At 61.3% G+C, this 23,159-nt stretch carries 20 protein-coding genes and 1 pseudogene; 17 read left to right on the forward strand and 4 right to left on the reverse strand.

Features of this window, described 5'->3' with window-relative positions:
- Nucleotide 1: 1 nt before the first annotated feature.
- On the reverse strand, nucleotides 2-817 hold the full coding sequence (locus M728_RS14240) for a DUF2092 domain-containing protein (protein ID WP_026620632.1): 816 nt from the start codon (nucleotides 815-817) through the stop codon (nucleotides 2-4).
- A gap of 141 nt (nucleotides 818-958) precedes the next feature.
- Nucleotides 959-2,722, reverse strand: a complete 1,764-nt coding sequence (locus M728_RS14245; protein WP_034883579.1) for an integral membrane protein — start codon at nucleotides 2,720-2,722, stop codon at nucleotides 959-961.
- A gap of 301 nt (nucleotides 2,723-3,023) precedes the next feature.
- On the opposite strand from M728_RS14245, the gene M728_RS14250 reads away from it, so the two are divergent.
- From M728_RS14250 to M728_RS14315, 14 genes and pseudogenes are all read left to right on the forward strand, one after another.
- Nucleotides 3,024-4,466: a DUF1254 domain-containing protein gene (locus tag M728_RS14250; protein WP_026620630.1), complete on the forward strand. Its 1,443-nt coding sequence runs from the start codon at nucleotides 3,024-3,026 to the stop codon at nucleotides 4,464-4,466.
- A 235-nt stretch (nucleotides 4,467-4,701) separates the two neighbouring features.
- Nucleotides 4,702-4,962 carry a hypothetical protein gene (locus M728_RS14255; protein ID WP_026620629.1) on the forward strand — a complete coding sequence of 87 codons (261 nt, stop codon included), beginning with the start codon at nucleotides 4,702-4,704 and terminating at the stop codon, nucleotides 4,960-4,962.
- Nucleotides 4,963-4,974: 12 nt separating this feature from the next.
- Nucleotides 4,975-5,850: a peptidyl-prolyl cis-trans isomerase gene (locus M728_RS14260; RefSeq protein WP_026620628.1), complete on the forward strand. Its 876-nt coding sequence runs from the start codon at nucleotides 4,975-4,977 to the stop codon at nucleotides 5,848-5,850.
- Nucleotides 5,847-6,848, forward strand: coding sequence for a HupE/UreJ family protein (locus M728_RS14265; RefSeq protein ID WP_026620627.1), 1,002 nt, complete (start codon nucleotides 5,847-5,849; stop codon nucleotides 6,846-6,848). The genes M728_RS14260 and M728_RS14265 overlap by 4 nt, the downstream gene beginning before the upstream one ends.
- Nucleotides 6,849-6,972: 124 nt before the next feature.
- Nucleotides 6,973-7,698, forward strand: a complete 726-nt coding sequence (locus tag M728_RS14270) for a hypothetical protein (RefSeq protein ID WP_051440889.1) — start codon at nucleotides 6,973-6,975, stop codon at nucleotides 7,696-7,698.
- Nucleotides 7,699-7,726: 28 nt separating this feature from the next.
- Entirely contained in the window at nucleotides 7,727-9,664 is a 1,938-nt protein-coding gene (locus M728_RS14275) for a DUF3604 domain-containing protein (protein ID WP_026620626.1), read from the forward strand.
- A 201-nt stretch (nucleotides 9,665-9,865) separates the two neighbouring features.
- Complete coding sequence (locus M728_RS14280) at nucleotides 9,866-11,188, forward strand: DUF3300 domain-containing protein (RefSeq protein WP_026620625.1); 1,323 nt, start codon at nucleotides 9,866-9,868, stop codon at nucleotides 11,186-11,188.
- 125 nt (nucleotides 11,189-11,313) lie between these two features.
- Complete coding sequence (locus M728_RS14285) at nucleotides 11,314-12,264, forward strand: DUF2950 domain-containing protein (protein WP_026620624.1); 951 nt, start codon at nucleotides 11,314-11,316, stop codon at nucleotides 12,262-12,264.
- A 68-nt stretch (nucleotides 12,265-12,332) separates the two neighbouring features.
- Nucleotides 12,333-12,815, forward strand: a complete 483-nt coding sequence (locus tag M728_RS14290) for a hypothetical protein (protein WP_026620623.1) — start codon at nucleotides 12,333-12,335, stop codon at nucleotides 12,813-12,815.
- A gap of 3 nt (nucleotides 12,816-12,818) precedes the next feature.
- A pseudogene (locus M728_RS14295) lies at nucleotides 12,819-14,047 on the forward strand (HlyD family secretion protein).
- Nucleotides 14,048-14,482: 435 nt separating this feature from the next.
- Nucleotides 14,483-16,966: a heavy metal translocating P-type ATPase gene (locus M728_RS14300; protein WP_026620622.1), complete on the forward strand. Its 2,484-nt coding sequence runs from the start codon at nucleotides 14,483-14,485 to the stop codon at nucleotides 16,964-16,966.
- A gap of 61 nt (nucleotides 16,967-17,027) precedes the next feature.
- Nucleotides 17,028-17,468 carry a Cu(I)-responsive transcriptional regulator gene (cueR, locus tag M728_RS14305; RefSeq protein WP_026620621.1) on the forward strand — a complete coding sequence of 147 codons (441 nt, stop codon included), beginning with the start codon at nucleotides 17,028-17,030 and terminating at the stop codon, nucleotides 17,466-17,468.
- A gap of 108 nt (nucleotides 17,469-17,576) precedes the next feature.
- Entirely contained in the window at nucleotides 17,577-17,756 is a 180-nt protein-coding gene (locus M728_RS14310) for a hypothetical protein (protein WP_034883576.1), read from the forward strand.
- Nucleotides 17,757-17,758: 2 nt separating this feature from the next.
- Complete coding sequence (locus tag M728_RS14315; protein WP_370906475.1) at nucleotides 17,759-18,274, forward strand: hypothetical protein; 516 nt, start codon at nucleotides 17,759-17,761, stop codon at nucleotides 18,272-18,274.
- A 15-nt stretch (nucleotides 18,275-18,289) separates the two neighbouring features.
- Here M728_RS14315 and M728_RS14320 read toward each other — a convergent pair whose 3' ends face one another.
- The gene (locus M728_RS14320) at nucleotides 18,290-18,853 is read right to left on the reverse strand and encodes a cytochrome c (protein WP_026620619.1); all 564 of its coding nucleotides are present in this window, start codon (nucleotides 18,851-18,853) and stop codon (nucleotides 18,290-18,292) included.
- Between the two features lie 292 nt (nucleotides 18,854-19,145).
- Between M728_RS14320 and M728_RS14325 the strand changes: the two genes are divergently transcribed.
- Nucleotides 19,146-21,365 (forward strand): copper-translocating P-type ATPase, encoded by a 2,220-nt coding sequence (locus tag M728_RS14325; protein ID WP_256375581.1) that lies wholly within the window; start codon nucleotides 19,146-19,148, stop codon nucleotides 21,363-21,365.
- Nucleotides 21,366-21,500: 135 nt separating this feature from the next.
- Nucleotides 21,501-21,998: a DUF305 domain-containing protein gene (locus M728_RS14330; protein WP_026620617.1), complete on the forward strand. Its 498-nt coding sequence runs from the start codon at nucleotides 21,501-21,503 to the stop codon at nucleotides 21,996-21,998.
- Between the two features lie 28 nt (nucleotides 21,999-22,026).
- On the opposite strand, the gene M728_RS14335 is transcribed toward M728_RS14330, so the two are convergent.
- Entirely contained in the window at nucleotides 22,027-22,479 is a 453-nt protein-coding gene (locus M728_RS14335; protein ID WP_026620616.1) for a YqaA family protein, read from the reverse strand.
- Nucleotides 22,480-22,706: 227 nt separating this feature from the next.
- Here M728_RS14335 and M728_RS14340 point away from each other — a divergent pair, with 227 nt between their 5' ends.
- Nucleotides 22,707-23,084: a hypothetical protein gene (locus tag M728_RS14340; protein ID WP_026620615.1), complete on the forward strand. Its 378-nt coding sequence runs from the start codon at nucleotides 22,707-22,709 to the stop codon at nucleotides 23,082-23,084.
- Nucleotides 23,085-23,159: the final 75 nt, after the last annotated feature.

The raw sequence follows: 23,159 nt of genomic DNA on the forward strand, positions 1-23,159 counted from the left end.
GTCATTGCTCCTTCATCGCTTCTGCCGGGGGCGGCAGTTCGCCGATATCGGCCAGTGCCGTGACGTCGACAGACGTTGCGCCTGCAGGTGGTTCAAAGGTGAATGCCTTTGCGTCGAGCGGCGTCTCCGCATCCCATGCCTTGATCCGTAAGGTATATTGAGGCGCCGCGGCGAGGGTCTTGCTGGTGATGACGTACTTCCGCGGGATGGGCGCGCTTCCGCGCTCCACCCAGAGCTGCCAGTCCGTCTCCTGATTGCGGAAGGCAAGATGCTCGCACTCGACGCCATCCACTACACCGTGGCCGATATATTTGGCCTCGATCACACCGGCGACGAGTTCGTCATAGAGGTTGGATAGAAGCAGGTCCGCTCCCGGCAATTCAATATAGTGTTCGGTTCTCAGCCGATCGATCATCTGGTCGATCGACCCTCTTGCATCGAGTTGTGCGAAGGTATTGCTGTCCTTGCCGAGCACGGTCGCGGTCTTTCCGTCGAAAACAAGTTCGACGTCCGTATACCCCCCGGTCCGTGTCGCCCGCAGTTTGTCGGGTCGGCTCAGTTTCAGATCGCCCGAGGAGGCGAACTGAAGCTTTTCCAGGTGCGGCGTGATCACCTCGATATCGACGTCATACTGCAACTGGATGTGCTGTTGGCTGGTGACGTAGTCCGACATCGCCTTCAAAATTTGTTTTGCGTCCTCGCCCTCGGCCAGTGCAGGGGATGAGACCGCAAGAGCGACGAGGAATGTCAATGATGCCAGCCGCGCCCTCTTCGGCCGGGCAGTCGATGGTGGGCCATTCGATCGCGAGTTGTTCATGCGTACGTCCTCTTCATCGTCTGGACCGCGTTTTCTCTGCGACTTCTAGTATGAAGAGGGGCTGAGCACATGTAGCATCGCGTAACGTCTATCGACGTGAGCACCCGCAAATGCGGGAAATCGCCCCTCGCTTGTGCGGACTTAGCGGACAGTCAGGCCTGCCTTTTCCAACCCGTCCAGGAAGTGGGCCTGGTCCTCGGGCCGATGGATGCGCATCGCCACCTCGCGGCGGATATTCTTGAGAAGGCCCATCGCATTGGCCTCGATCCATTGACGCTCCCGGGCCACCTCCTCCGTCTTTTCAAGTTGTCCGAGAATGGCCGCGACGATGAAATGATAGAGCGGATTGATCTGCACGTCGGCCGCCCGGATCCATTGCTCTGCGGCGACATAGTCCTCCTGCATGTAGGAGCAGAGGGCGAGCGAGGTCTCGAAATAGCCGAGCGGACCCGGATTTCTGCCGACAGCTTCCGCGACGAGCGCACAGCCGCGCTTCCATTCGCCTGAAAGAGCAAGCCGAATCCCATATTCCGCACTGAGCTCGGGATCGTTCGGATTCGTTGCCAGCGCGCGCGAGCCGATCTTCAATGCAGTCTCGACGTCACCGCGGAAGAAGAAGGCGAGCATCTCGGCCTGGAGCCCGCGCACGTTCTGCGGATCGAGTTCGACGGCGCGTCTGGCCGCACCGATGGCAAGGTCGAGCGGCGGGGGAGAGGGAGCGTCGAGGCGGTAGCGGAACCGCAACTGGTCGATGTAGGTGAGCGAAAGCAGCGCCCAAGCGGTCGCATAACCGGGAAATCTTTCGACTGCCCGCTTGAGGCAGCCCTGAACCGCAGCATGAGTCTGCGGATTGAGATCGGCACGATAGCCATAATAGGCCAAGGTGCATTGATAGGCTTCCCAGTCGTCCGGCGGCATGTTGGCCGCCTTCGATGCATCCGCTCGGAAAATGACCCCATAGGGATGAGCCAGGGCCGTGGCCACCGCGCGCGCCACATTGGTTTCGAGGTCAAGGAGGCTGCGAACCTGAAGGCTCTCGCTATAACTTTCGGCCCACAAGACCGAACCGTCGTCGCGTTTGACGAGGCGGGTTGCAAGGCGAAGCTTGTCACCGTCGAGCCGCACGCCACCCGAGAGGGCATAGCGCGCCGCCATGGCGTCGCCGCTCGAGGGCGTTTGCCCCGATGTCTCGGGTGGGTGGCCGGCAATCACGACGATCTCCTTGAACTTGGAGATCTGTTCGATGACCTTGTCGGTCAAACCTCTCGCGACGATGTCCGAACTACCGGTCCGCGACAGATCCTCGAACGGCAGCACAATCAGTCGCGGCACATCCGGCACCGCCCGCACGATGTCTGCCGAGTTCATGGGGGCGTCGGCCAACTCGTCGGTTCTCAAGAAGCTGTACAGTACACTGAATACGAGAATGAGGATGCCGGCGGCGAGAAGGATCGGTTTCCAACGCCCTACCCGATGCTCGCTATGCTCTTCTGTTTTGCCCTGCGCGTTTCCTTCCGGGAACGGGCCGCGATCATTCCGACTGAAAGCAGGAACATACGCTCCCTTCGGCATGGTGATGCGGATCGGGTCGCTCTGGCCCGCAATCAGGTAGTAACGTTCAAGCGCTCTCCTGATGCGTCCGGCTTCTATTCGAACGACGGGATCGCTCTGCGCATCGAACGACGAGTCACGGCCAAAGACCTCCACCGCGATCGAATAGGCCTTTATTCGATCCCCTCGCCCGGCGAAGGCTTCCTCCACGACATAGGAGAGAAACCTGCGCGCCCGTTCCGGCACGTCGAATTCCGGACTCGTCTGAATCCGCTGCAATTGCGCGCGTATTTCGGACTCCGGCAGCGGCGGTGTCGCCGCCTGGTCGATTTCGACTGAACGGGTCTGGACCATTGCCTTGCCCCCCACAGGCCGCAGCGGTGCATTGCCTGCCGCTTGTTCCTGTTTGCTCGCGTAAATTACATCCCTGCATTGATCTAAAGCAATATGATCCCAATCAAATTATTCCAGGTTGCAAAGGCTACTCGAAAATGGGGCGGCGATCGGAGAGCAGTGGTGCCGAGAGTGGCTTGCAAGTTGGCACTCGGCAACCGGTTGGGAAGGCCTGCCAACGATCGGTGGGCGTCATTTCGTCGCTTACATCGACTGAACTCAGTGCCTGCGTCGAAACTCAATTTTTTGCTGGAGGGATAAAATGTGTATTACGCGTCGTGACTTGACGGCGGCCGGTCTTGGGGCGCTTGCGGCTGGGTCTCTTGGTACGCCGGCGATGGCCGGAGAAGCGTTGGTAGCAGATTTGCCGGAAGGACTCGATGAGTTCGCGCTGGCTGTCGAGGCCTATATTTATGCATATCCTCTGGTGACAATGGAAATGACCAGGCGCGTGATTACCAATGTCGCCGAGGCGAAGGGAAGCCGGGGCCCTATGGGGCATCTGATCAAGTTGCGCCAGTATCCGGACGCCAAGTTCCGGGACGTGACGGCGCCCAATGCCGATACCCTCTATACCACCGCGTTCTTTGACGTGGGGGATGAGCCTTGGGTGGTCAGCCTGCCGGATATGAAAGACCGCTATGCCCTGTTTCCGATGCTGGATGGCTGGACGACAGTGTTCGACGTTCCCGGAAAACGCACCACGGGCACGGGCGCACAGACGTTCGTGGTTACCGGCCCAGGTTGGGAGGGGACGCTCCCGGAGGGTGTGATCCAATATAAGTCTCCGACGAGCATCGTTTGGCTGCTTGGACGCATTTACTGCACAGGCACCCCGGAGGACTACGCCGAAGTTCATACGCTGCAGGATGAAGTGAAGCTCTCCCCCTTAAGCGCATGGGGGAAGGACTGGACTCCACCCAAGGGCAAGGTCGATCCGGCGATCGACATGAAGACTGCCGTTCGCGAGCAAGTCAACAACATGGACGCCATCGAGTACTTCACCCTCTTCGCCGAGCTCCTGAAAAGAAATCCACCGACCGATGCGGATGTGCCCATGGTCGCCAAGCTCGCCGAACTTGGTATCGTTCCTGGCCAGGACTTCGACAAGACCAAGTTCGATCCGGCGTTCGTGAAGCGCGTGCCGCAGCTCGGTTTCGCACGCATCATGATGCATTTCAAATTCAGCGACGGCGACGTGAAGGAAATTGATGGCTGGGGCTTCACGACGAAGACCGGTATCTACGGCACCAACTATATCCAGCGTGCCCTTGTTACCGCGATCGGTCTCGGAGCAAACCGACCCCAGGATGCGATCTACCCGACCTCGCTGAAGTCCGACAGCGGTGTGATCAAGCGGGCATATAACGGGTCCGAGAAATACGTCCTGACGTTCAAGAAAGGGCTTACGCCGCCCGTTTCGGGTTTCTGGTCATTGACCATGTATGATGCGGACTACTTCTTTGTCGATAATCCGCTCAATCGTTACTCGATCAGCGCACGGGAGCCACTCAAGGCAAATCCGGACGGCTCGATCGACCTGTTGATCCAGCACGACTCACCGGGAGCGGACAAGGAATCGAATTGGCTGCCGGCGCCCAAGGAAAAATTCATCCTGATGATGCGCCTCTACTGGCCCAACGAGAGCAATCCCTCGATCATTGATGGTTCTTGGACGATACCGCCTGTGAAAAAGGTGAGTTGATATCTGTATGGGCGTGGATGCAGGCCGCGACGGCTTCGGCTCGTGGCGGCTTTCGTCTAGCCCCCCGCAGTGCCCCCCACCGGGTCGCCGCAGGTTCGTTGGCTGCCGCCTGTTCCTGTTTGCTCACGTAAATTACATCCCTGCATTGATCCAAAGCAATATGATCTCCCGCCAATAGTTCCGGGGTTCTCGAAGAATGGGTACGCGGTCGGAAGGCGCAGTGGGGAGGAACGGATTGCAATCGGCCACGCGCTGGTTTCCGGCGCGAGGTCCTGAGATTGAGACGCTGCTTGCACGCGACGAGAACTTTCGCGGGCTGTGCGACGATCTAGCCGCCGCCGAGGAGGCTCTCGCAGCAGCCGAGCAGCTGCCGGAAAACCTCCGTACGCCGCGACGCCGCGAATACGAGGAACTCATCAAGGACCTCGCCGAAGAGATTGCCGAGGCGCTGGAGCGAGCGAACATCTTCCCGATCTCCCGATCGCCAAAGTACTAACTGGATGGTGTCATGAAGCTGCTGAGGGAACCTCTCTTCCATTTCGCCATCGGGGGCCTTGCCCTCTTTGCCGCCTACGCCTGGCTGAACGACGACACTGCGGCAAGCGACCGGCCGGAGATCAGGATCAGTGACGGACATCTGCGTTGGGTCTCCGAGACCTGGTCCAGTCAATGGCGCCGCACGCCCTCCAACGACGAACTGCGCGGTCTCGTCGCCGAGTTGGTAAAGGAAGAGTTGCTGGCGCGAGAAGCCCGCGCCCTGGGCCTCGACCAGGACGATACGGTCATTCGGCGCAGACTGGCACAAAAGCTAACCTTCCTGATCGAGGACGCCGCACGCATCGCCGAACCGAAGGAAGACGATCTGCGCCAGTTCTACGATGCCCATCCCGACATGTTCCGCCAGGAAGCGCGTGTGTCTTTCGATCACGTCTTCTTCAGCGGCTCGAAACGGCCCGACGCGGCAGCCGACGCGCGCCGCGTGCTCGCCGCATCGGACGGCCCCGACGAAACGGCACTCATCGATCAAGGGGATCAGTGGCTTGCTGCCGCGCGATTGGAGGCCGGCAAGGAAAGCGACATCGCCGCACAGTTCGGCCCTGCCTTCGCCCGCGCGGTCGTCACGCTGCCGGCGGGCGAATGGATGGGCCCGATCGAATCCGCCTACGGGCAGCATCTCGTTCGCGTATCCGAAGTGGTTCCCGCAGCGGTGAGGCCCTTCGCCGAAGTGAAAGCCGAAGTGCTTGCGCAATGGCGTGACGAGCAGCGGCGCAATTTCGAGCGGCGCTACTTCGCGGAGTTGCTGAAGAAATACGAGATCGTGGCAGAGCCGAGCGCCGAGCCACTTATCAGCAGCTGGGCACAGACAATGGTGGGTGTCCGATGAGGCGACTTTCCGTCATCTGCTGCGCTGCCCTTGTCGTTGGCTGGCTTATGCCCTTGCTCACCGCCGCCGCAGCCTTCGCGCACGAGGTCCGGCCGGCCTATCTCGAATTGCGCGAACAGGCGCCGGGCGAGTTCGCCGTGATGTGGAAGGTACCGATGCGCGGCGAGATGAGGCTGGCCCTCAGGCCCGTATTTTCCGGTGATAGCAAAGCGTCGCTGCCCACAGTCCACATCGTTCCAGGCGCGGCGATCGAGACCTGGGCGTTAAACACCCCTGCCCTACGCGGGCAGATGCTGACGATCGCTGGCCTCGAGGCAACGATGACCGACGTGCTGGCGCACATAGAGTACCTGGATGGCAGCGCATGGACGCAGCGTCTGACCCCAAGCGAGCCGTCGACAACGATTCCGGTAGCCGAGTCCGCCATGAAAGTCGCCGGGGTCTACCTGGTGCTCGGGATCGAGCACATCCTGTTCGGCATTGACCACCTGCTCTTCGTGTTCGCGCTTCTCATGTTGGCACATGGCATTAGGCCGCTGGTGAAGACGATCACCGCCTTCACCATTGCCCATTCCATCACGCTCGCGCTCGCGACACTCGGGCTTGTGCATGTGCCACAGACACCCGTGGAGGCGGTGATCGCGCTTTCCATCGTTTTCGTTGCCGCCGAAATCATACGTCGGGACCAAGGATACCATGGCATAGCGGCGCAGGCGCCGTGGTTCGTCGCCTTCGGTTTCGGTCTGCTGCACGGCTTCGGTTTTGCCGGCGCGCTCAGCGAAACCGGCCTGCCTACGACCCACATTCCGCTTGCGCTTCTTTTCTTCAATCTCGGTGTGGAGATCGGTCAGCTTCTCTTCGTGGCCGCGGTGCTGGCGCTTGCAGCCGTTGCACGTCGTGTCCCCCTGCCGCTTCCAACTTGGGGCCAACGCGTTCCGGCCTATGCGATCGGTTCGGTTGCGATGTTCTGGACGATGCAACGACTGGCGATGTTTTAGCGCGGGATGAGGAAAAGTGTTCGCGGTTTTCCGCCCGCATCCCGCGCTGACTTATTAGAAACGATCACGTTCATGATTTTAGGTCGATCCGACCCAAAATCATCGTGATCTAGAGGAGTCGACGATGCGCCGACACGTATACGTGACCCGTCTATTCCTGCTGTCGCTCGCTACGGCCGCGACGCTGTCGCCCTCTGCTAGCTCTGCCTGCGGCTACCATGACGATGTCACGATGGCGCGGGGGCTGTTGAACTGGGTCTATCCGGACGCGCTGCACGTGCTCGGCTCGATCTCGGCCGCCATCGCCGCGCATCGGTTGCCGCCGCCGGCCCCAGCGGCCGGAGCACCGGATCTGTTCGGCGCAAAATACGGCAAGACGGTGCGATCGCTCGAGCGGCTTGGCCGAGGACTGGGTGCGACCTCGGGCGGGATGCGCGGCCCGTCGGTCGCGGTCGTTCTCATCGAGCCGATGCTGTGGGCGCGCTTTGAGCCGGGCGGTGCCGGGCCGCGCACGCGCGTTCACGTGACAGGCCCCGAACCGGGTGATGTCGTTCTCGTATCCGGCGAGACCGTCATCGGCGAAATTGCGAGCGGACGATTGACGATCGGCAAGGCGCACGAGATTGGCCTCATCCGCCTCTATGGACCAGCGGCGCAACAGGCGCAGTTCCTGCTTGCCTATGAACAGGTCGGACGTCTCCCGCTTCCCGTCACCGCAGTTAAGGCCGCCTCGTCGAAGTCGCCGGTTTTCGCCGCGCCCGCGACGGCAACCGCCAAGGCAAGTAGCCCACCCCAACTCAAGATTTCCGATAACGGCGGCGCGCTCGCCTGCGGTCCGGGACACCATTGAAACAAATCGATGCTCAGGAGGGAAAATCATGACGAAAGCTTTGTTGCAAGGTACGGCGCTTACCAGCCTGGTGATATTCGGTCTCGTGCTGCCCGCATTGGCGCAGGACGCCGGCACGCTCGGCAAGGACGCCGCCGACCGCGCGCACCAGCGCCCGCCGGCTTACTCGCCCTATGTCGGCCGCGACTTTCCGACGCGACCGTTCTTCGGCGACACGCATCTGCACACGTCCTTTTCCATGGACGCCGGCGCCTTTGGTGCGCGTCTCGGACCGATGGACGCCTATCGGTTCGCAAAGGGCGAAGAGGTTGTTTCCTCCACCGGCCAACCGGTGAAGCTCTCCCGCCCGCTCGACTTTCTCGTCGTCGCCGATCACTCCGACAATATGGGCTTCTTCCCCGATCTGTTCGCCGGTAAGCCAGACCTTGTCGCCGATCCAACCGGCCGCAAATGGTATGACATGATCCAATCCGGCAAGGGCGGCGAGGCCGCGATACAAATCATCGTCGCCTTTTCGCACGGCACGTTCCCCAAGGATCTGATGTACTTCCCGGGGACGCGCCCCTATCACAGCGCCTGGCAGGAGACGATTGCCGCGGCGGAGCACCACAACGACCCAGGGCACTTCACCGCTTTCATCGGTTTCGAATGGACGTCGAATACGGGCGGCAACAACCTGCACCGCAATGTCATCTTCCGCGACAATGGCGACAAGGCGAGCCAGGTCGAACCCTTCACTGTCTATCCGCCCTACGGCAGCGATAATCCGGTCGACCTCTGGAAGTGGATGGAAGCCTACGAACAAAAGACCGGCGGCAACGTCCTCGCGATCGCGCATAACGGCAATCTGAGCAATGGTTTGATGTTCCCCACCGTCGAGGCCTTCGGCAAGAAACTCGATAGCGGCTATGTCGAAACGCGCGCGAAATGGGAGCGCCTCTATGAAGCGACCCAGACCAAGGGCACCGGCGAGGCGCACCCGTTCCTGTCGCCGAATGACGAGTTCGCCAATTTCGAGATCTGGGATAAGGGCAATCTCGATGGCAGCGTTGCGAAGACGAAGGACATGCTCGAATTTGAATACCTCCGCTCGGCCTACAAGAACGGCCTGAAACTGGAGAAGGAACTCGGCACCAACCCCTACAAGTTCGGCCTGGTCGGCAGCAGCGACGCGCATAATTCCCTCGCGGCCTTGGAGGAGGACAATTTCTTCGGCAAGACCGTGCCGCAGGAACCGAGCCCGCATCGCATGACCGCAGCCTTCATCGACAATCCGAAAACCGGCGTGAAGGTGATGGATTGGGAAGTCTCTGCTTCCGGCTATGCCGCCGTCTGGGCCAAGGAAAACACCCGCGAATCGCTGTGGGATGCCATGCAGCGCAAGGAAACCTACGCCACGACCGGCCCGCGGATGATCGTGCGCTTCTTCGGCGGCTGGGATTTCGAAACGGGGGACGCGGAAAACCGCATGCCGGCGGGCATCGGCTACGCCAAGGGCGTGCCGATGGGCGGAGATCTCGGCGAAGCACCAGAGGGTAGAGCGCCGACCTTCCTCGTCGCGGCGCTGAAGGATCCGATCGGGGCGAATCTCGATCGCTACCAGATCGTCAAGGGCTGGCTCGACAAGGACGGCAAGCTGCAGGAGAAGGTCTACGACGTCGCTTGGTCTGGCGACCGCAAGGCTGGCGCAGACGGAAAGCTTCCGCCCGTCGGCGACAGCGTGGATGTCGCCAACGCCACATGGACCAATACGATCGGCGCGCCCGAGTTGATCGCCGTATGGCAGGACCCCGACTTCGACGCCAGCCAATCCGCCTTCTACTACGGCCGCGTCATCGAGATCCCGACCCCGCGCTGGACAGCCTACGACGCCAAGCGCTTCGGCGTGAAGGCGCTCAGCGGCACCACCATGACCCTGCAGGAGCGCGCCTACACGTCACCGATCTGGTACACGCCCAAGCCCTGAGGCCGAGAATGCGCGTGCACGATCATATTCCCGGAGTTCGTCTCGAACCGCGAAGTAGCTAAGTCTTTGATCCACGAGATTCACAAAGGACTGGTGGCCGAGCGAGATCGAACTGGTGAAGTAGGAGTTACCGCTGGAACTAGAGACGTGGCCGGTTCGCTCCGGGAGGTCGAGAGCGAACCGGCGCCAGGGAGTAAACAGATGATCAGGACAGCGATGATTGCAATTGGCAGCATATTGATGCTGTCAATCCACGCACCCGGGGCGCTCGCGCAGGCGACCGCGTCTGCCCTCGCCCCGCAGGAGCAGGCCGCCCCGGAACCGCTTACCGAGGACGAGCTTGAAGTACTGGTGGCGCGGATCGCGCTTTATCCCGATGAGCTGGTGGCGCTGATATCCTCCGCCTCGCTCTTTCCCTTGCAGATCGTCGAGGCGGAGCGCTTTCTCGAGGCCCGGGCGAAGAACTCCGAGCTGAAACCGAAAGCGGACTGGGACGGGAGCATCGTCTCGCTGCTCAACTATCCTGAGATCGTCAAGATGATGAGCGACGACCTCGAATGGACGCAGAGCCTCGGCCAAGCGATCGCCTATCAGCAGAAGGATGTGCTGATCGCGATTCAGCAATTGCGAAATGAGGCGGTCGCCAAGGGTGTCATCAAGACGGACGACAAGGTGACGGTGGTTGAAGAGGGCGACAACATCGTCATCCAGCCAGCGAACACCGAAAAGATCTACGTGCCGCAATATCCGCCGGAGATGCTCTACGAGCCGGATTACGCGCCGGTGCCGATCGCCTATTATCGCGATCCCTACCCCGCCTACTATTATCCGGCCGCAACCTTCTTCGCCGGCGCCGTGACCGGTTTTGCCTGGGCCGCCATCGTCGACTGGGACGATTGGGGCGTCTGGGGCGGTCGCTGGAATGGCGACATCAATATCGACTGCAACAAGTGCTTCAACGACATCGACTTCACCGGCAAGGTCAAGTGGAACGACATCGACTGGAGGAATGTCGACCGAAGCAAGATCACGCTCGATCGAGACCAGTTGAGCAAGTTCGACCGGACGAACATAGAGAACAACATCAAGGCCAATGGCGGCAACAACATCCGCAACCGCGCCGCGGAACTCCAGCGCGACCGGCCCGTGGCGCGCCCGGGCAGTGGCGGCGGCCAGCTCAAGGACGTGCGCAAGAGCACGCTCGAGGGGCTGAAGGCGGAGCGGCGGCCGGCGGCGAGCCCTGGCGGCAGGCAAGCGGCGGCGAAAGCGAGGCCGGACGTCCCCAAGCCGAGCATCAACCGTCCGAAGGATAAAAGACCCGCGCAAGTCGACCGGCCTGCCGGCAGGCCGAAGATGGCGGCCAAGGCCGAGAACCGGCCGAAGAAGCCCTCGGGTCTTGGCAACGTCAATTCCGGGCGGCGCGAGGTGGCATCGTCACGCCGCGGCGGTCACAGCATGGGCGGAGGCCAGCGCGGGGGCGGAGGGCATAAGGCGATCAAGCGCGGCGGCGGCCGCGGACGCTGAGCGGGCGTTACATCGCCGCGCGTCTCTTCAGACGCGCAAAGGTCGCTGTAGCACTTTGAATTGCTGCATGTCTCTCTCCTTAGATCGAGGTCGATTTAAGGAGACATGCAGTAGGGAGCACGACGATGAGCAAGCGCGTTCACATTCTTCTTCTGGGGTCGGCGATCTCCTTCGCCACCGTCTTTGCCCCGATGCCTATTGGTCTCGCACAGGCGCAAGAGGCGGGAAGCATCATTGACTATGTCGCGGCGGACGATCCGCCGGCCTTTGACGATCCGGCCAAGGCGGTGGAGGCCTTCAAGTCGGCGCTTGCGGCCAATGACTTCGACGGAATGGCAAAGCTCCTGGGTCTGGACGCGGCAAAGCTCAAGACGGACGAAGGCGCGATGGAGACCTTCGCGCTCATTCGCGAGGGCGCGGCCCGCAATGTCGTCATGCGCGATCTCCATGAGCGCAAGGTCCTCGAAATCGGCGATCGCCTCTGGCCCCTGCCGTTTCCGATCGCCAAGGGCGAGGACGGCAAATGGGCCTTCGACACCTATGTCGGCCTGGAGGAGATCGTTAACCGCCGCGTCGGCGAGAACGAGCTGGAAGCGATCGAGGCGGCGCGCGCCTATGTCGAGGCGCAGAAGGACTATGCCTCGAAGGACCGCGACGCGGACGGCGTGCTGGAATATGCCCAGAAGCTGATCAGCAGCGATGGCCAAACCGATGGGCTCTACTGGCCGGCTGGGCAAGGTGAGGAGACAAGCCCCGTCGGCGACGCCATCAGCGAGGCGGCGCTGGAGAAGGCGAAGGCCGGCGAGGGCTATTTCGGCTATCGCTTCCGCATCCTGACGTCGCAGGGCGACAACATCGCCGGCGGTAGATACGACTACGTCATCAACGGCAACATGATTGCCGGCTTTGGCCTGATCGCCTGGCCGGTCAAATATGCCGAGACCGGCGTCAACACCTTCGTCGTCAACCAGCAGGGTATCGTCTACGAACGGGATCTTGGGTCCAGCACCGAGGCGATCGTGCCGTTCATCGATCGTTTCGATCCCGACGACAAATGGGACGTCGCTGGCGACTGAGCGGTGGCTCTGAAGTAATGCTCTGAAGCTCAGATTGTGCTAAATAGTATTTTTGGGGGATCGCGGAAATGCCAGAGACGTTGCATCCGTCAGCGACCGATCATCTACCGGTGTTCATCACCGCACCGGGCGACACGGATATTCTCTTCAACATCATGGTCGTTTTCGTGCTGCTGCTGATCTTTCTGATCGGTGTCCTGTACCTACGGCTGCACGCCCTGCCGGAGCATATGGCGCATGGTGCTAGCAAGGTGCAGTTGCAATTGGTGGCTGTTTTGTCGCTGATTGCGCTCTTCACGCACAATCACCTCTTCTGGATCGCCGCGCTGCTCCTGGCATTGATCGAATTTCCGGACTTTTCGACGCCCATGAGTTCGATGGCCGACTCGCTACAAAAAATCGCCCATCGGGACGAACGGCCTTTCGAAACCGCGGCGACGGAACCTCCCGTCACGCCGTCAAAACCTCATCCGGCGCAGCCCGAGCACCAATGGGCACCGTTCGAACCGGAGCCTTCGCCGAACGACACCTTATCAGAGCGGAGGGGATGAGCCGTGCTGGAGTTCTTGATCTGTTCGATGCTTACCATCCTTCCGGATTTCCTCTTCCGACGCTACGTTCAGGGAAAGCGGATCGGGCGAGAGATCAATCTTTATTCGATGTGGTTCGAGCTCAGATGGGGATCACCGCCTGTGTGATCCTGACGGTGTCGCTGATAACCGTGATTTTCTACTATCATCCGTCAACAAAGAACGTCACGGCGGTCTTCCGTACGGTCACCATATTGCCTGAGAGAAATGGGCGGGTGGCCGAGGTCTTCGTCGGCACGAACGAGAAGGTCGCCGCCGGCGCTCCCCTCTTCCGCCTCGATAATAAGGAACAGCAGGCGGCGCTTGAAACGGCCCGACGGCGGGTCGCGGAAATCGATGCCGAGACGGCTGTCGCCAAGACCGAACTGGCGTCGGCGGACGGCCTGATCGCGCAGGCAGAAGGCGGCTACCAGCAGGCGCTTGATGAACTGGCCACACAGGTTGAACTCAATCGCCGCAATCCGAATGTGGTGGCAAAGCGCGAAATCGAAAGGCGCCAGGTTACCGTGGACGCCCGGAAGGGTGCACTCGATGCGGCCATTTCGAACAAGCAGACGCTGGAGACAAAGATCTCGACCCTGCTGCCGGCGCAGAAGGCAGGCGCCCAGGCGACACTCGCCCAAGCGCAGGTGGAACTCGACAAGACCATTATACGTGCCGGAACGGCCGGCATGGTTCAGCAATTCGCCTTGCGGCCCGGCGACATCGTCAATCCGGCAATCCGGTCGGCCGGCATTCTCGTGCCCGATGATCGCCGCATAGGGCTGATTGCCGGCTTCGGCCAGATCGAGGCCCAGGTCATGAAACCCGGAATGATCGCCGAGGCGACCTGCATCGGCAAACCCTTCACCATCATCCCGATGGTCGTCACCGAGGTCCAGCAGGTCATCGCAACGGGGCAGATTCGCCCAACCGATCAGCTCGCAGACGTGCAACAAATGGCTAGACCGGGAACGCTGACCACATTTCTCGAACCGCTGTTTATGGGCGAGTTCTCGGACATACCGCCGGGAAGCAGTTGCATCGCCAATGCTTACACCAGCAACCACGATGAGTTGCAGTCGCCCGACATAGGCACCTCGCGCTGGCTGTTCCTGCACATGGTGGATGCGGTCGGGCTCGTGCACGCGATGATCCTCAGGCTCCAAGCGCTGCTCCTGCCGGTGCAAACACTTGTCCTTACGGGGCATTGAGCCGAAGGCAGGCGCCGGATGGCTTTGATTTCCGCCTCTTCCTAACACCGTTGCCGACGCATGAATGCACCGCGAGGACTATTGGGCCCTCTTACAGCGCCGTGCGTCTTTTCAGACGCACAAAGGACGCTGTAGCACTTTGAATTGTTGCATGTTTTTGTCCTTGAATCGGGTACGATTCAAGGAAACATGCAGTAGAGACCCACGGCGTCTCGGCGTGAATTGCGGACTGGGGATCGCCGATGAACCATCGCCTGAGGGCTCGAGGGGCGCTTCTTGGACCGACAGCTCCGATCCGCACAGCGGCTGAGCGGCCTGCCTGCCCTCTCCTGTAGGGCAGCGGCGGGCGCATCGGAAAACTCTTCACAATAAGCCTTGACCTTACCATTGTTGGAAGGATTATCTGATACTGCAGTTGTAATTGGGATCGCTTCGATGACTGCATTAACTCAGATTGAGAAATCGACGTCTCTTTCTATGTCCGCCGACTTCGGCATTGATGGCATGACGTGTGCTTCCTGCGTGCGACGCGTTGAGAAGGCTATTTCAGCAGTGCCCGGCGTCGCCTCGGCAAACGTCAACCTGGCTACCGAACGGGCGACCGTTCAGTTCACCGGAATGCCGGACACGAAGGCTGTTCTTCGCGCGATCGAGAATGCCGGCTACGAGCCCAAGGTCGAAATCCAGGAACTTGACGTCGAAGGAATAACCTGCGCCTCGTGCGTTTCTCGTGTGGAAAAGGCCTTGAAGGCCGTTCCGGGGGTCATGGATGCGTCGGTGAATCTCGCAACGGAGACGGCGACCATTCGGCTGGTTTCCGGTGCGGTTGATGCCGGGGCACTCGAGGCTGCGGTTCGAGATGCCGGATATGCGGTCCGCAAGGCGGCCGTCACCGAAGCAGCCAAGGACACCGAAGATCACCGCGCCGCGGAAGTCCGCAGACTCAAGATCCTGGTGGTATTCTCGGCGCTGCTGACCCTGCCCCTTTTCCTGGTCGAAATGGGTTCTCACTTCCTGCCGGGCGTCCACGAACTGATCATGGACACCATCGGCATGCGCCACAACCTGTACATCCAGTTCGCACTGGCGAGCGTGGTCCTGTTCGGACCGGGGCTGCGCTTCTTCAAGAAGGGCGTGCCGAACCTTCTGCGCCAGACGCCCGACATGAACTCGCTGGTGGTACTCGGGACGGCCGCCGCCTGGGGCTACTCAGTCGTCGCGACCTTCGCCCCGGGCATTCTGCCTTCCGGAACGGCGAACGTGTACTACGAGGCGGCAGCGGTCATCGTCACCCTGATCCTGCTCGGCCGTTACCTCGAGGCACGTGCGAAGGGCCGCACCAGTCAAGCGATCCAGCGATTGATTGGCCTGCAGCCGAGAACCGCTTTCGTCTCTCAGGGCGGCGAGTTCGTCGAGATCCAGATCAGCGACGTTGTCGTCGGCGATATCATCCGGATCAGGCCGGGCGAGAAGATTCCGGTCGACGGCACAGTCCTCGAAGGCAGTTCCTACGTCGATGAATCCATGATCACCGGAGAGCCTGCGCCGGTGCAAAAAGCCGCCGGAGACGAGATCATCGGCGGCACGATCAACAAGAACGGGTCCTTCACCTTCAAGGCGACCAAGGTCGGCAGCGACACGCTGCTCGCTCAGATCATCAAGATGGTGGAAACCGCGCAGGGCTCAAAGCTGCCGATCCAGGCGCTGGTCGACAAGGTGACAGGATGGTTCGTTCCCGCGGTTATCCTCGCGGCGGCGGTGACCTTCGCCGCCTGGTACGCGTTCGGCCCCTCGCCCGCGCTTTCATTCGCGCTGGTGAACGCGGTTGCCGTCCTGATTATCGCCTGCCCCTGCGCCATGGGCCTGGCAACGCCGACATCGATCATGGTTGGCACGGGGCGCGCAGCCGAACTCGGCATCCTTTTCCGCAAGGGCGAGGCGCTGCAGAGCCTGCGGGAGGCCGATGTCGTCGCGCTCGACAAGACCGGCACCCTGACGAAAGGCCGCCCGGAGCTGACAGACGTCATCGTCAGCGACGGGTTCGATGCGAACGAGGTCCTCTCCTTTATTGCGAGCCTCGAAGCGCTTTCGGAACACCCGATCGCGGAAGCGATCGTGTCGGCGGCAAAGTCCCGAGGTGTTGCAGTGGTCCCCGCGACGGACTTCGAAGCCACTCCGGGTTTCGGTGTTCGGGGGATTGTCCATGGGCTGGAAGTTCTCGTAGGCGCGGATCGCGCGCTTCACAAGCACGGGATCGACGTTTCTGCCGTCGCTGAAGAGGCCGAGCGGCTTGGCGACGGCGGCAAATCCCCGCTCTACGCGGCGATCGACGGCCGGCTGGCGGCGATCATCGCCGTCTCCGATCCGATCAAGGAAACCACGCCGCAGGCAGTCAGAGCCCTGCACGACCTCGGCTTGAAGGTGGCGATGATCACCGGCGACAATCGCCGCGCGGCCGAAGCGATAGCCAGAGAGCTCGGCATCAACGAAGTCGTCGCCGAGGTGCTGCCGGACGGCAAGGTCGAGGCGGTCAGGAAGCTCCGGCACGGTGACCGCAGGGTTGCCTTCATTGGCGACGGTATCAACGACGCCCCGGCGCTCACCGAGGCCGACGTCGGCATTGCCGTCGGCACGGGAACCGACATCGCCATCGAAAGCGCCGATGTCGTCCTGATGTCCGGAGACTTGAACGGTGTCCCGAGGGCGATCGCCCTCAGCAAGGCTACGATCCGCAACATCAAGGAGAACCTCTTCTGGGCGTTCGCCTACAATGTCAGCCTGGTTCCGGTCGCCGCAGGCGTGCTCTACCCGCTGGACGGAACCCTGCTCTCGCCGATCCTGGCGGCGGCGGCGATGGCGATGTCGAGCGTCTTCGTTCTCGGCAACGCTCTGCGGCTGCGGTCGATCAATCCCGCCTGAGTGTACTACAGCGCGGTGCGTCTTTTCAGACGCACAAAGGGCGCTGTAGAAGGAGTAACACATGAATATAGGTCAAGCTTCCAAGGCTAGCGGCATCTCCTCGAAAATGATCCGCTACTATGAGCAGATCGGTCTGATCCGCCCTGCCCTTCGGACCGCCTCCAGTTACCGTGTCTACAGTGACAACGACATCCACACGCTTCGGTTTGTTCGCCGCGCCCGCGATCTCGGCTTCTCAGTCGAACAGATCAAGGATCTGCTCACCCTCTGGCGGGATCGGTCCAGAACCAGCGCGGACGTCAAGGCGGTGGCTCTGGAGCACATTGCCGAACTGGAGCGCAAGATCGCGGCAATTCAGGAAATGGCGGAGACGCTGAAGCATCTCGCCAGCCACTGCCACGGCGATGACCGCCCGGAATGCCCGATCATTGAAGAGATCGCCGGCTCGGCGGATGGCAAGAAGCTTGGCATCAAGGCACCATTTGGCGTGGCCGCTTTGTGAGGCGTCAATTCCTGCGGTTCACGACGGTGCACCTGACTTGTGTCACGCACCGTGGTCATTTCGAATGCCGAACCCCGTTTGCGAGCGGGAGACGTCGGAGACAAGGACGTGTCAAGCGGAAACGATTATCCCGGCATGCCGCGCTGGGTGAAAATCTCTGGGATCGTTGCCGCTGTGCTGATATTGCTGGTGGCGATGATTGTCGTCTTCGATATTGGTGGTCCCCACGGTCCAGGCCGCCACATGTCGCCTGACAGCGAAATGCCGCCAGCAGGTGACCGCCCGTGACGATGGCTACAGACCTTCGCAAGTTCACCCTCGTCGTGCACGTCATCTCCTCGGTCAGTTCGCTCGGCGCGGTGGCGTGCTTCCTTGCGCTCGGGATCGTCGGCCTTGGCAGCGCGGATGTCCAGACGACGCGAAGCCTCTATGTCGCGATGGAGGCCGTTGCGCGGCTCGTCATAGTTCCGCTGGTTTTCGCGTCGCTCATCACAGGACTGGTCCAGGCGCTCGGAACTGTCTGGGGCCTTTTCCGCCACTACTGGGTGCTTGCGAAGCTTCTGCTGACGGTCTTGACCGCTGTGGTGCTGCTGCTGCAGATGGACCTTATAAGCCATGTCGCGGCGGCGGCCGCGAAAGGTCTGTCGGAAGCCGATCTCATCGGTCTGAGGCGCTCACTCGTGGTCCACGCCGCCGGCGGCATAGTCGTACTGATCACGACAACGGTGCTTTCAATCTACAAGCCGCGCGGATTGACGCGCTACGGCTGGCGCAAACAGCAGAGCCAGCTCGGCAATCGGCTGTAGCTCAGCACAACTTGGCTACTCGTCCTTGATGCGAAACTTGGCGTGGCAGGAGGTACAGGTCTGAAGCATAAGGTGAAAGGCGTGCTCGGCGGGCATCGACGCGATATCCCGTACCGCGTCCGCCTTCCTGGCGAGAGGCCCGCCTATCATCGCATCGCCGGCTTGCATGCGCATCCGAGGACTCAAGACATCCGGGTTGCGGTCTGCCGCCGCTGAAATTGCGGAAGCATAGACGCCAAGGTCGGCGGCGAGCTTTTGGAACTGGTCGCGTTCGGCTTCGATGCCGGCGCTGGCCGTCGAACCCGGCGCGGTGACGGAACCGTCGAAAAGAGACGACAGGCGTTCCCCCGAACGAGACCGGATCGTTTCAGCGGCGGCCTTGAACGCCTTCGCATCATAGGCCGACGATCCCTTGAACATCGCATTGATGGTCTTCGCGGCCGCCGCCATTGCCTTCATGTCCTGCTGTCTTTGGGCGACGCTTCTCGATTGCAGGTTCTCTGCCGCCGTCGCGGAGAGCGCTGCGGCTGCGCTCGCCACCAGAATGAGACCGACCATCTTCACGGTCTTCGAACCCATTCACCAACCCTTTCCTACTGCATGTTCCTTAAATCGCAGTCGATTTAAGGGCAAAAACATCCGGCAATTTCGAAGCGCTACAGCGTCCTTTGCGCGTCTGAGAAGACGCGCGCCGCTGTAAGTGGCCGACTGCGTTGACCAAGATCAAGGTGACCGTTTTGACCTTGTCGCAATGTGACCACCACGAGCGCAATCGTCGGAGATGTTGTCCGTTTTGGGGCGTGACATTGGCTCTGAGGCTTGGGGCTCTATCTTTGCTTGATGAGCGAGTCCCGTCATGGAGCTGTCCGCCATGGATGAGCACAAACATCAACCTCCGGGTCACGAGCACCATCACCATCATCATGCGAGCGACAACGCCACTGCGCACGTCCGGGAGTCGCGCACTGAAGGAAGTGACGGTGTGATCTACACCTGCCCGATGCATCCACAGGTGCGGCAGACCGGCCCGGGCAACTGCCCGATCTGCGGTATGGCCCTCGAACCCGAAGTCATCACCGCCGAAACCGGTCCAAGTCCGGAACTCGTCGACATGCGGCGGAGGTTCTGGATCGGGCTCGTCCTGACACTGCCCGTGCTAGCGCTCGAAATGGGCGGTCACCTCACCAACCTGCACATGCTGCTCGGTCCCCAGACGTCGAACTGGCTCCAGCTCGTCTTCGCGACCCCCGTGGTCCTCTGGGCGGGCGCTCCCTTCTTCGAACGCGCATGGCGCTCCCTCGTCACTCGCCGCCTGAATATGTTCACCCTGATCGCGATGGGCACGGGCGTGGCCTGGGTTTACAGCGTGATCGCGACGGTTGCGCCCGGACTGTTTCCGGCGACGTTCCGTTCGGCCGACGGAGCGGTCCCAATCTATTTCGAGGCCGCAGCGGTCATCACCGTGCTCGTCCTGCTCGGGCAGGTTCTGGAACTGCGTGCTCGCGAGCAGACGGGCGGAGCGATCCGCGCGCTTTTGGATCTCGCCCCGAAGACAGCCCGCCGTATCCGGAATGACGGAACGGACGAAGACGTGCCGCTCGAAGCCATTGCCGTCGGCGATCGGCTGCGCGTGCGGCCAGGTGAGAAAGTCCCGGTCGACGGGACGCTCGTCGAGGGCCGCAGCTCGGTCGACGAGTCGATGATCACCGGAGAGTCGATGCCCGTCACCAAGGAGGTCGGGGCGAAGCTGATCGGCGGCACGATGAACAAGACGGGCGGCTTCGTCATGGAGGCCGGGAAGGTCGGCCGTGACACCATGCTGTCGCAGATCGTACAGATGGTGGCGGAAGCCCAGCGTTCGCGTGCGCCGATCCAGCGGCTAGCCGATGAGGTCTCCGGCTGGTTCGTGCCCGCTGTCATCCTCATCGCCATCGTCGCCTTCGCCACTTGGATGTGGATCGGTCCGGAACCGCGGTTCACCCACGGCCTTGTGGCCGCGGTCGCCGTGCTCATCATCGCCTGCCCGTGCGCGCTGGGCCTCGCCACGCCGATGTCGATCATGGTCGGCGTCGGACAGGGCGCTCGCGCCGGCGTGCTGATCAAGAACGCCGAGGCGCTCGAACGCTTCGAAAAGGTCAACACGCTTGTGGTCGACAAGACCGGGACCCTGACCGAGGGCAAACCGAAGGTCACATCGGTCGTCGCCGCGAACGGGATAGCCGAGGACGAACTCCTGCAGCTCACCGCCACGCTGGAGCGGGCGAGCGAGCATCCGCTCGCGGCAGCAATCGTCGAGGCCGCCAATGAGCGCGGGCTGGCTCTCGGGACGGCAGAGAACTTCGACAGCCCGGTGGGCAAAGGCGTCACGGGCACGGTAAAGGGACACAGGCTCGTTATCGGAAGCCACCAAATCATGTCCGAAGAGAAGGTGGACGTAGCCCCGCTTACCGAAAAGGCGGAAGCACTGCGCGGCGAAGGAGCGACCGTCATCTTCGTCGCCATGGACGGCAGAGTCGGCGGCTTGTTCGCGATCTCCGATCCGATAAAGCCGACAACACCCGCCGCCGTCGAGGCGCTGATGAAGGACGGTGCTCGCGTAGTGATGCTTACTGGTGACAACAGGACCACAGCCAATGCGGTTGCTCGCAAGCTCGGCATCACGGAGGTCGAGGCGGAAATCCTACCGGAGTACAAGAGCGACATCGTCAGTCGCCTGAGAAACGAGGGTCGCATCGTCGCCATGGCGGGAGACGGCGTCAACGACGCCCCTGCCCTCGCCGCCGCCGACGTCGGCATCGCCATGGGAACGGGGACGGACGTGGCAATCGAGAGTGCGGGCGTGACGCTGCTCAAGGGTGATCTTCAGGGCATCGTGCGGGCACGGCAGCTCAGCCACGCCACGATGAGGAACATCCGGCAGAACCTTTTCTTCGCCTTCATCTACAACGCCGCTGGCGTCCCGGTTGCGGCTGGCGTGCTCTACCCCGCATTCGGACTCTTGCTGTCACCGATCATCGCAGCGGCCGCCATGGCGCTCTCCTCGGTCAGTGTGATCGCGAATTCTCTCAGGTTGAGGAGTGCACGGATTTGATCTGGTAGCGCAAATGGCTGATCGCTGACCTGAATCGGGTCGCAGAGGCAGCGGCAAAAGCCTCCTCGAGGGAACGAACGTGCGAGCCCCCGGTTCCTATCGCTGTCGCAGACGGCAGTGAAGCGGAGGATCGCCATGAAAGAGCAAGACACACAGCCGGCACAGCACCGGCATGCGACGAAGCACCATTACCTGATGTTCGCCATCAACATGGCGCTCAGTCTGATCGTCATGTATCTCGTGATGTTCTCGATGATCGACGGCTGGGCCGATTTCCGTAACAACCTCAACACCTTCTACATGGCTTTGACTATGGTCGCTCCGATGGGAATCATCATGCTCGCGACCATGGGCGGGATGTACAAGAACAAGGGTCTGAACATATCCCTTTATCTCGGTCTGGCCGCCCTCTTCGTCGTGGCGTTTGCGGGAACCCGCATCCAGGCCCGGATCGGCGACGATCAGTTCATCGCCTCGATGATTCCGCATCATTCCGGAGCTATTCTGATGTGCCGCGAAGCGACGCTCACGGACGCGGAACTGGTGAATCTATGCAAGCAAATCTCAGAAGGGCAGCGCAAGGAAATCGAGCAGATGAACTCGATTAAAGCGAGGCTGGATAGCTCCGGCTGAATGAAGCGCTGCGGGACGATCCGCCAAATCAAAGGCCAAGTGCCGACTGCGTTCCGAGCGTCGCTGCGGCGAGGACAAGATAGCGGCCCGTCTTGGCGATTGTGACCAGCAGCAGGAAGGACCACCACGGCTCTCGCAAAACGCCCGCAAGCACGGTCAGTGCATCTCCGAAGATCGGCATCCAGGAGAGGAGCAACGACCAGCGGCCATAGCGACGGTACCATCCGCCTGCCTTCTCCAACGAGGACGCCTTCACCGGGAACCATGAGCGGTCGTGACACCGATCGATGAAGCGTCCGAGCACCCAGTTGCAGACCGACCCCAGCACGTTGCCGAGGCTGGCACCGACGAGCAGCCAGATCGTCGAGAATTTGCCTGACGCAAGCAGTCCGACGAGCAGCGGCTCGGACTGGAAAGGCAGGACGGTCGCCGCGCCGAGTGCGACCAGGAAAAGGCCGATGTACGCAGTCAGGCTCGTCATCTAACCTCTTGCGACTTGGCGGACAGGGACGGCGAATGATGATGATGCTGCTTTCTGCTCCCGGCCATTTTCTCGCTTGACCTTACCATCGTTGGAACCATTACACCCGTGTTCGGCATCGGATCGACGGCAAGGCCGTTCGCTGCGGTGCCACATAATAGACGCGAATCGCGTTGAGGTTGGAAGCTGGCAATTGACAACTTCGGGACCGATGTTAGTCCTCGGGTATGGGTATGCCTCGAATCACATTGCAAAAGATGCTGATTCTGCTTCGCTTGGTGATTGTCATGTCGCTGGCGGGATACTCGTTGCCGACCGCCTCCGCCGCGATGCATGGAGCCTGGGCGAATTCCAACATTGTTCAGCCCGATGACCACCACGAAACGGCGACAGCCGAGCATGGGCACGGCGATCACCATATCTCCCCGGAAGACTCTCAGAAGCTGGTGAAGACCGACTGCTGCAAGGGCTTCTGCGTCAGCATGGCCATCATCACCGACGCCGACACGGTCGGCGGCCCCCGTGTCGCTTCCATCCGCGAGTTCGTCGATGATGCCCGAACGATGGGCGAATTCCCGCCGCTGCATCGCCCCCCGAATATCTGAGTAGGACATATCCGCTTTCGCGGGTCGAATCCGTGCGTTCGTGAGCGTGGTTTGCTCGCAAGCGCCGCTGCAATT

The organism is Ensifer sp. WSM1721, assembly GCF_000513895.2.
GTDB lineage: Bacteria > Pseudomonadota > Alphaproteobacteria > Rhizobiales > Rhizobiaceae > Sinorhizobium.